We start from the raw sequence: 8,565 nt of genomic DNA on the forward strand, positions 1-8,565 counted from the left end.
ATCATCGAATGATACAAGACGATCATCGTCGTTTCTGTCGTAACGGATTTTGATTTCATCAGCATCTACATATTCTACTACACCATGACCTTCCGCATTGATCAATGTACGTGAATCTTTCGCTACACGACCTTCAAGACCAGTACCTACGATAGGAGCTTGTGGACGCAATACAGGCACGGCCTGACGTTGCATGTTCGATCCCATCAATGCACGGTTGGCATCATCATGTTCCAAGAAAGGAATTAATGAAGCCGCAATAGATGTAATTTGGTTTGGAGCAACGTCCATATAATCAAGCATATTAGGCTCGATAATTGGGAAGTCACCCTCATATCTGGCTTTCACTTTCGCATCTTCGAAATTACCTTTGTCATCATACAAAGCATTCGCTTGTGCGATTGTTTTACCATCTTCATCCTCAGCAGATAAATATACGACTGGCTCGTCAACCACAACAACCCCATCTTTTACCTTACGGTAAGGAGTCTCGATAAATCCTAAGTGGTTAATTTTCGCATGTACAGCCAATGAGGAGATCAAACCGATGTTTGGACCCTCAGGAGTTTCAATTGTACAAAGACGACCGTAGTGTGTATAGTGAACGTCACGAACCTCGAAACCTGCACGCTCACGAGAAAGACCACCTGGACCTAAAGCTGACAAACGACGCTTATGCGTAATTTCAGCAAGAGGATTAGTCTGGTCCATGAACTGAGACAACTGGTTTGTACCAAAGAACGAATTGATTACGGACGAAAGTGTACGAGCATTAATCAAATCGGTCGGCGTAAACACCTCATTATCACGAATGTTCATACGCTCACGGATTGTACGGGCCATACGAGATAGACCTACACCAAATTGAGCATATAATTGTTCACCTACAGTACGTACACGACGGTTTGACAAGTGGTCAATATCATCTACTTCAGCTTTAGAGTTGATCAAATTGATCAAATACTTCACAATCGCAATGATATCCTCACGGGTTAATACTTTCGTATCGTCCGGAGTTCCCAACTTCAACTTACGATTGATACGGTAACGACCTACATCACCTAAATCGTAACGTTTGTCAGAGAAGAATAAACGATCGATGATACCACGAGCAGTTTCCTCATCTGGTGGTTCAGCGTTACGCAATTGACGATAGATATGTTCTACCGCTTCTTTTTCTGAGTTGGACGTATCTTTTTGTAAAGTGTTATATATAATAGAATAGTCCGCATTGTTTGATTCATCATCTTTCGCTAAGATAATAGACTTAACGCCAGCTTCGATAATCAAATCAATGTGATCTTCTTCTAGAACAGTTTCACGCTCAAGGATAATTTCGTTACGGTCGATAGATACAACTTCACCTGTATCCTCATCCACGAAATCTTCTACCCATTTTTTCAATACCCTAGCCGCAAGACGACGACCAACATATTTTTTAAGACCAGATTTACTAACTTTTACTTCATCCGCTAAATCGAACAATTCTAAGATATCTTTATCCGAATCGTAACCGATAGCACGCAATAAGGTCGTAACTGGGAATTTCTTTTTACGGTCGATGTACGCATACATGACGTTATTTACGTCAGTTGCAAATTCGATCCAAGATCCTTTGAAAGGAATTACCCTTGCAGAATAAAGTTTAGTACCATTTGTGTGTCTACTTTGACCAAAGAAAACGCCTGGTGAACGGTGTAATTGCGATACGATGACACGCTCTGCACCATTTACCACGAAAGTACCTTTAGGAGTCATATAAGGGATAGTCCCTAAATATACATCCTGAACAATAGTTTCGAAATCTTCGTGTTCTTCATCATTACAAGATAACTTTAACTTAGCCTTTAAAGGAACGCTATAAGTCAAGCCGCGCTCGATACACTCTTGGATATCATAACGTGGTGGATCAATGAAATAATCCAAAAACTCTAGCACAAAAATGTTTCTTGAATCAGAAATAGGGAAGTTTTCCGAGAATACCTTGAACAGCCCTTCCTGATGGCGGTTGTCAGAAGTAGTTTCTAATTGAAAAAACTCCTTGAAAGATTCCAATTGCACATCTAAGAAATCTGGATATTCCAATACTTTCTTACTTGTCGCAAAGTTTATTCTTTCTTGTTGAATATTATTGTTTGCCAAGGGAATATGAATTTTAGTTTTAAAAAAACTGCGCTTACACTTATGCTGTAAACCACCTTTCCACTGTGCCCAGCATATACACAGCATAGTGGCGTATTGATATAAATAGGAATAGACTCTGACGAAAAATCGTCAGAGTCTAAACCTTTTCGGGCTAATTAGTTGAGATTATTTAATCTCAACAACAGCACCAGCTTCTTCTAATTGTTTTTTCAAAGCTTCTGCTTCGTCTTTAGATACACCAGCTTTTAATTCTTTAGGTGCTCCGTCAACTAAATCTTTAGCTTCTTTCAAGCCTAATCCAGCTAAATCTTTAACCAATTTAACTACAGCTAATTTTTGACCACCAGCTTCTTTCAAGATAACGTCAAATGAAGTTTTCTCTTCTGCAGCAGCAGCACCACCTTCAGCTGGAGCAGCAGCTACAGCAACAGCAGCAGCAGCAGGCTCGATGCCATACTCGTCTTTTAAGATATCAGCTAATTCTTTAACTTCTTTTACTGTTAAGTTAACTAACTGTTCAGCAAGTTGTTTTAAATCTGCCATTTTATTTTGAATTTTTGAATGTACTTTATAAAAATTGTTAATTAAATTGTAACGAATGTTTCTGTTCTAGAGGATTCGTTAACCTCTTTCTTCTAAAGCTTTTACTAAACCTGCAACAGTATTTCCTCCTGATTGAAGAGCTGAAATAACATTTTTCGCAGGAGATTCCAAGGCTGCGATAACGTCCGCAATAAGTTCGTTTTTAGATTTAAGATTAACTAATGCAGTTAATTGATTATCTCCAACGAATGCAGTTGCTTCAATGAAAGCCGCTTTTAACAACGGTTTTTCACCTGATTTACGCAATTCTTTGATTAATTTCGCAGGCGCATTAGCGACTTCTGAAAACATCATTGTAGACGCTCCTTTAAGCGTTCCAAAGATTTCTTCTTCATCAACACCAGCTTCGATTAATGCTTTCTTGATTAAAGTGTTTTTTACAGCTTTAATCTCGATGCCTTGTTCAAAACATTTACGACGAATGTTATTCACTTTTTCAACTGACAACTCAGCAGTATCGGTAATGTAGAAGTTACCGTAAGATTTAATCTGTTCGGCCAAAGCTAGAACAATTTCTTGTTTTTCTTCTTTTCTCATGATTAAATACCTGCTACTGATTTAGTCTCAATATGAATACCAGGACTCATAGTTGAGGAAATGTGAATACTTTTAAAGTAAGTTCCTTTAGCTGCAGATGGTTTCAAACGAGCTAGAGTTTGTAATACCTCTAGTGCGTTATCATATATCTTATCTGCATCGAACGACGCTTTACCAATAGAAGTATGGATGATACCGGTTTTGTCAACTTTGAAATCGATCTTACCACCTTTTACATCTGTTACAGCTTTACCAACTTCTGTTGTAACTGTACCAGTTTTAGGGTTAGGCATCAAGTTTCTTGGACCTAAAATACGACCCAATTTACCAACTTTAGCCATAACACTAGGCATAGTAATAATGATATCAACGTCAGTCCAACCACCTTCAATTTTGCTGATGTAATCATCTAAACCTACGTAGTCTGCACCTGCCGCTTTAGCTTCTTCTTCCTTATCAGGAGTACATAAAACTAAAACACGAACAGTTTTACCAGTACCGTGAGGTAATGTTGCAATACCACGAACCATTTGATTTGCTTTACGAGGATCTACGCCCAAACGAACGTCGATATCCACAGAAGCATCAAATTTGGTCAATGAGATTTCTTTAACTAAAGCCGAAGCTTCTTTCAAAGAGTATGCTTTACCAGCTTCAATTTTGGATAGTGCCGCTTTTTGATTTTTTGTTAATCTAGCCACTTTTCTTAAATTGATTTCTTAATTAATTGTTCCAAGGAGCATTACCTGATACAGTAATACCCATACTACGTGCTGTACCAGCTACCATTTTCATAGCAGCCTCTACAGTAAATGCATTTAAATCAGGCATTTTATCTTTAGCGATTGTCTCAACTTGTTCCCAAGTGATAGCCGCAACTTTTTTACGGTTAGGCTCGCCAGATCCACTTTTTAATTTCGCAGCGTCTTTCAACTGAACTGCTACCGGTGGAGTCTTGATGATAAAATCAAATGATTTATCAGCGTAAACTGTAATGACAACAGGCAATATTTGACCTGGTTTGTCTTGCGTACGAGCGTTAAACTGCTTACAGAAATCCATGATATTCACACCTTTAGCACCTAATGCAGGTCCTACTGGAGGTGAAGGATTCGCAGCTCCGCCCTTAACTTGTAATTTTACTAACGCACTGACTTCTTTTGCCATTTTGTTTTGAATTTAATTTTGTTAAATGTCTGTTAGTAAGTTGGAAGCAAATAACGTAACATTCATCGGCCAGGACGTAACACCCCAACCGAGGTGCAAAGTTAATAAGAAGATTTGAATCCTGCAAGTATCTAACTTTTAATTTTTCAGGAATTTATACTTTTTTTAAAAAGCTGGCATCCATTCGTTTATTTTTCAAATATATCACCGACCTCTCTATTCACCCCGAGCATAAAAGCCATCAAAACTATTTACAAATACAATAAAAAAAACACTAATAACCAACGTATATAGCATGTATTTCATCGGGTTAGGTTTCAATTTTTGATAATTCGATGGTAAGCTCCGATAAGGCTACTCTTTAATTTTTAAAATATTTCCCAATTGATCTTTAATCCCTTTAGGCAAAGCGGGGATTCCGTAGCTATCGAGATCATTCCAATAGGTGCGCTGATAATCACTGCTTCCTTTCAGAAATATACTTTTTGCAAATTGCTTTTTGTATTCAGTAAATTGATTTGTGGAGATATACTCCTTTTCAAGCACATAAAATTCATCAGATGACTCTATCGGCATATTTTCAGCTTGGCTCTTTTTCTTAACGCTAGCGACAGCTGACCTCACGACACTGACCAAATGATCCATTGTTAAATTATCCGGAGTTACATGCGCATACGTTTCTATCGTTACGCCACTATGTTGACGGCCCTGTATTTTAAATATCTTTCGGTCAATTGAGGTACCCGGCGCTACCCGATTTAGATATACCTGCCCTTTTCCCTCGTTGGAAACTTGTACAAAGCCCATGTTTGTACTCCCTTGTTTTATAAACCGCCGACCTTTATCCTTCTCCAACCGAAATCCTTTCGGCAACTGATAGGCGATCGAAGTGTTTTTAAGATTGATCACGCTTGGATTATAGGAAAAAAAAGTTCCCATCTTATCTGCGAGATCTTGCGTAGCACCTTTATTTTCAAAAATGCGGTACCCCTTCAGAATAAACCGAACCTTTTCTTTCTTATTCTTTAGTGGAATATAATACGAAATTATGCCATCGACAAAATATCCCATCTTATCATTAAGTAAAGCAAGGTTCCGAAAATACCCTTTTAAAACAACATAGTCAGCCTTACTCCGATCGCCTATCGCTACCTCATCAATCTTAATTGATCGGGGAACTATTTTGATCTTGCCCATCGTCTTTACTTCCGAAAAAGGCACCATCAAGCTACTATAGGCAACATGCTGAAAAGTTAGATTCACGGTTTTTTCCTGTTTCAACGAATCCAACACAACTTCTCCGGCTATATTTGTTGCACCAAGTAAGCTACCGTTATCCGCATACAGATTGACACCACTTATAGGTTCCTGTGTTAGGCTATCAATGACTTTAATTTGTGCATTGGCCAAGACAGAAATCATCGTTAATATCCCGATAATAAATCCTATTCTTATTTCAAATTTCATTTCAGTCCTTTTTATTTGGCCTTTATTAATTAATTAGGGATTAACAGTATCCAATAATCTTCTATAATTCTACTTATTTATTTCTGGTCCTATTATACCCTTCATTAAATGCATCAATAAAGGCGCTACTATTCATGATGACATAAACGATGAGAGCGAGCACCACTACTACTGCTGCAAATTTTAAAAGTTTCTTAATTTCCATAATTATTTAGATTTAACTATTGTCCCAAAAATAGACATTATGATATAGTTGTACCACAACCTGTGGTTACATAGCGACAAATTACCGTTAAATATCAATTAATCAATTGGAGATTTTCACCAAGTTGTTTTACCAGTCCATCGTTGATCGCTGGAATATGATAGTCTTCCAACTTCTCCCAAAATCGTGTCTTATAATTGCTTTTTTGGAGCGTTGTGTAAATACTCTTCGTCAAGCCCTTTTGATTAGATTTATATTCCTCTTCCGTTATATACCCATTCTCCATGACATAAAATTCATTAAGTATCTCACAAGGGATATGGCCGTATTCCTTTTTGCGTTTTAAAGACGCAACAATATTTTGGTAAAGGGCTGTTAAATTGAAAGGCGTCATGCTGTTTAATTCGGTTGCATTATAATTTTCAATTGTAACCTCGTGAAACGTCTTCGCCTCTAGGCTAAAAAGTTTTTCATTCACTACAGTATCTGGCAACACCTTATCCAAATACAATTGAACATTACTTCGATCAGCATCTGTCGTCAGGTGCCCTACCTCATTTCCTTTTTTCAACAAGCGAATACGGCTAGACGTATCGTTTTCCTTAACGAGATCATTTAATCGATCCGCTAATTTTCTATTATCTATTTCCGTAATCCTAGGAATCTGGAAGAAAGATCGCATTTTTGCATTATAATCCTTAGCGACAATAGAATCTACAAACACACGATAATCAATCAATCTATATTTAGGTTTACCCTTCTTCAACGGAATATAAAACTCTACAATTCCGTCCGAAAAATACTTATACTGATGATCAAATGTCTCTAGGGAGCGGAAATACCCTTTCAATACCACGACTTCTTTTGGCTTTGCCGTAACAGTGACTTCTTTTAAGACTTGAGGTCTTGACTCCAAAAAATATAGTTGTTTATCGTCCAGCGATACTAATGAAAAGGTTTTGTTTTCATAGGAGATATGTTGTACCGTAACTGCTAATGGTAGTTTTTGCTTCTTCACTCCATTATCGAGAAACTGAGTTACACCAGTTTTATCTGTAAATCCAATCAATGTCCCTTTTTCATTGTAAATATTTAATGAGGGAATTGGCAACTTATTCTGAGCGCCGACAAACTGTATCTGCGCTTTGCATAATAGCCCGGCTAACAAACAGATCAGAATAAATGTAAATTTTAGTTTCATATGCATAGTCAACCTACTAAAAGGCTACTATATTGGCCATGCCTGTAGCGCAACTCATTATTTTTATACCTATATTTTCATGAGAACGGCTATAAAGCTCACCAATAGATGTAAACCCAATCCATAGATAAAATCAATTACTATCAAGCTATAACCTGTTGCTCTAAGTAACCAGATCAAGCCCTTTTCACCAGAGAGGTGTCCAGCTCACACAGTAATAAAGCAACCCTGATCTTTGATCAAATTCGGAATAATCGTTATCCAGTTTATATTCAGAATTCTGTTAACTTTACTTTGTTCGTAGCATACATCTTTTATAAAGCTCAACTATTTAGATTTCGCTCAAATATAGCAACATTTTGGCTCCAATCAGAAACACCATTATAAAATGTACAATGTAGCTTATCCCCCATCAATTTCGACTATTTTTTTGGAAATCGATTACTGCACGCCAAAATTTTCTTATCTAAAATATTTATGGATAAAAACCATTAGATTAATAATAGCATGTAGCAATGTGGTATGCCAAAGTCCTGAACCTTTATTCTTAAACTCCATAATAAAAAAGAATAAGACTAAATTTATACCCATCAAAAAAGTATAAATGAAATAATAAGAGCTATATAAATGAGTCAAAGCGAAAAGAAGGGCAGAAATTAAAACTATCCATATTTTTTTCTTTTTAAAAAAAACATATGTAGACAGAAGTTTTACGGGTATAAATTGAAATAGTAATGTCTCAAAAAATGGCCCTAAAATTAGTGCATATATGAATATTTTCAATATACTTTGATCTCGAGTTACCGCATTTGAAACCGATTCAAACTTGAATAAATCAATAAGTATTACGTGACACAAAACATCAATACTCAGATAAGAAACTATCATAAGAGTATATAAATAAAGCACAGGTAATTTCAACAATCGATTTATATATTTTGACATGTATTTCCTTTTTGATGAAACTGTATGATAAGTCTATATGGATAAACCTTTACAACAGTAAGTTATGAAAGAATAATTTAACCAGCTAAAACGGACAATTTTCACATCGTAAATTGTCCGTTTTTCATTTTAGATAGTGATCTTAAGCGACTTCATAAGTTATAAATTAAAACTTTAAGGCATAACTACACCTAACATATAAGGTCTTACCCGTAACGGTTCTTTGCAATGAGCATATGGGGTGAGCATTTTCCAAATAATTCCAAACTTTATAGATTTGAAACCTTGCTTCGCA

The 8,565-nt window shown here is 36.5% G+C and carries 9 protein-coding genes; all 9 read right to left on the minus strand.

Translation table 11 applies throughout. The features are described from left to right. Positions 1 to 2,142: DNA-directed RNA polymerase subunit beta (gene rpoB / locus B2X72_RS18090; RefSeq protein WP_286850962.1), on the minus strand; the 2,142-nt coding region annotated here is incomplete at its 3' end. A 168-nt stretch (positions 2,143 to 2,310) separates the two neighbouring features. Further along, the gene (rplL, locus tag B2X72_RS18095; protein ID WP_002992785.1) at positions 2,311 to 2,688 is read right to left on the minus strand and encodes a 50S ribosomal protein L7/L12; all 378 of its coding nucleotides are present in this window, start codon (positions 2,686 to 2,688) and stop codon (positions 2,311 to 2,313) included. A gap of 78 nt (positions 2,689 to 2,766) precedes the next feature. Further along, complete coding sequence (gene rplJ, locus B2X72_RS18100; RefSeq protein ID WP_046672239.1) at positions 2,767 to 3,285, minus strand: 50S ribosomal protein L10; 519 nt, start codon at positions 3,283 to 3,285, stop codon at positions 2,767 to 2,769. 2 nt (positions 3,286 to 3,287) lie between these two features. Further along, on the minus strand, positions 3,288 to 3,986 hold the full coding sequence (rplA, locus tag B2X72_RS18105) for a 50S ribosomal protein L1 (protein WP_046672240.1): 699 nt from the start codon (positions 3,984 to 3,986) through the stop codon (positions 3,288 to 3,290). 22 nt (positions 3,987 to 4,008) lie between these two features. After that, entirely contained in the window at positions 4,009 to 4,452 is a 444-nt protein-coding gene (gene rplK / locus B2X72_RS18110) for a 50S ribosomal protein L11 (RefSeq protein WP_286775308.1), read from the minus strand. A gap of 354 nt (positions 4,453 to 4,806) precedes the next feature. Beyond that, positions 4,807 to 5,919, minus strand: coding sequence for a hypothetical protein (locus B2X72_RS18115; protein ID WP_286775307.1), 1,113 nt, complete (start codon positions 5,917 to 5,919; stop codon positions 4,807 to 4,809). Between the two features lie 73 nt (positions 5,920 to 5,992). Then, positions 5,993 to 6,124 carry a hypothetical protein gene (locus B2X72_RS18120; protein WP_286850963.1) on the minus strand — a complete coding sequence of 44 codons (132 nt, stop codon included), beginning with the start codon at positions 6,122 to 6,124 and terminating at the stop codon, positions 5,993 to 5,995. Positions 6,125 to 6,218: 94 nt separating this feature from the next. Beyond that, on the minus strand, positions 6,219 to 7,325 hold the full coding sequence (locus B2X72_RS18125; RefSeq protein ID WP_145329983.1) for a hypothetical protein: 1,107 nt from the start codon (positions 7,323 to 7,325) through the stop codon (positions 6,219 to 6,221). A gap of 462 nt (positions 7,326 to 7,787) precedes the next feature. Next, the gene (locus B2X72_RS26685) at positions 7,788 to 8,270 is read right to left on the minus strand and encodes a type II CAAX prenyl endopeptidase Rce1 family protein (protein WP_376747593.1); all 483 of its coding nucleotides are present in this window, start codon (positions 8,268 to 8,270) and stop codon (positions 7,788 to 7,790) included. Positions 8,271 to 8,565 lie beyond the last annotated feature (295 nt).

The organism is Sphingobacterium sp. UBA7253 (assembly GCF_002472745.1).
Lineage (GTDB): Bacteria > Bacteroidota > Bacteroidia > Sphingobacteriales > Sphingobacteriaceae > Sphingobacterium > Sphingobacterium siyangense.

Bases quoted from the DNA above. Each gene is read 5' to 3' on its own strand.
- rplL (WP_002992785.1), bottom strand. From the start codon at position 2,688: ATGGCAGATTTAAAACAACTTGCTGAACAGTTAGTTAACTTAACAGTA.
- rplJ (WP_046672239.1), bottom strand. From the start codon at position 3,285: ATGAGAAAAGAAGAAAAACAAGAAATTGTTCTAGCTTTGGCCGAACAG.
- rplK (WP_286775308.1), bottom strand. From the start codon at position 4,452: ATGGCAAAAGAAGTCAGTGCGTTAGTAAAATTACAAGTTAAGGGCGGA.
- B2X72_RS18115 (WP_286775307.1), bottom strand. From the start codon at position 5,919: ATGAAATTTGAAATAAGAATAGGATTTATTATCGGGATATTAACGATG.
- B2X72_RS18120 (WP_286850963.1), bottom strand. From the start codon at position 6,124: ATGGAAATTAAGAAACTTTTAAAATTTGCAGCAGTAGTAGTGGTGCTC.
- B2X72_RS18125 (WP_145329983.1), bottom strand. From the start codon at position 7,325: ATGAAACTAAAATTTACATTTATTCTGATCTGTTTGTTAGCCGGGCTA.
- B2X72_RS26685 (WP_376747593.1), bottom strand. From the start codon at position 8,270: ATGTCAAAATATATAAATCGATTGTTGAAATTACCTGTGCTTTATTTA.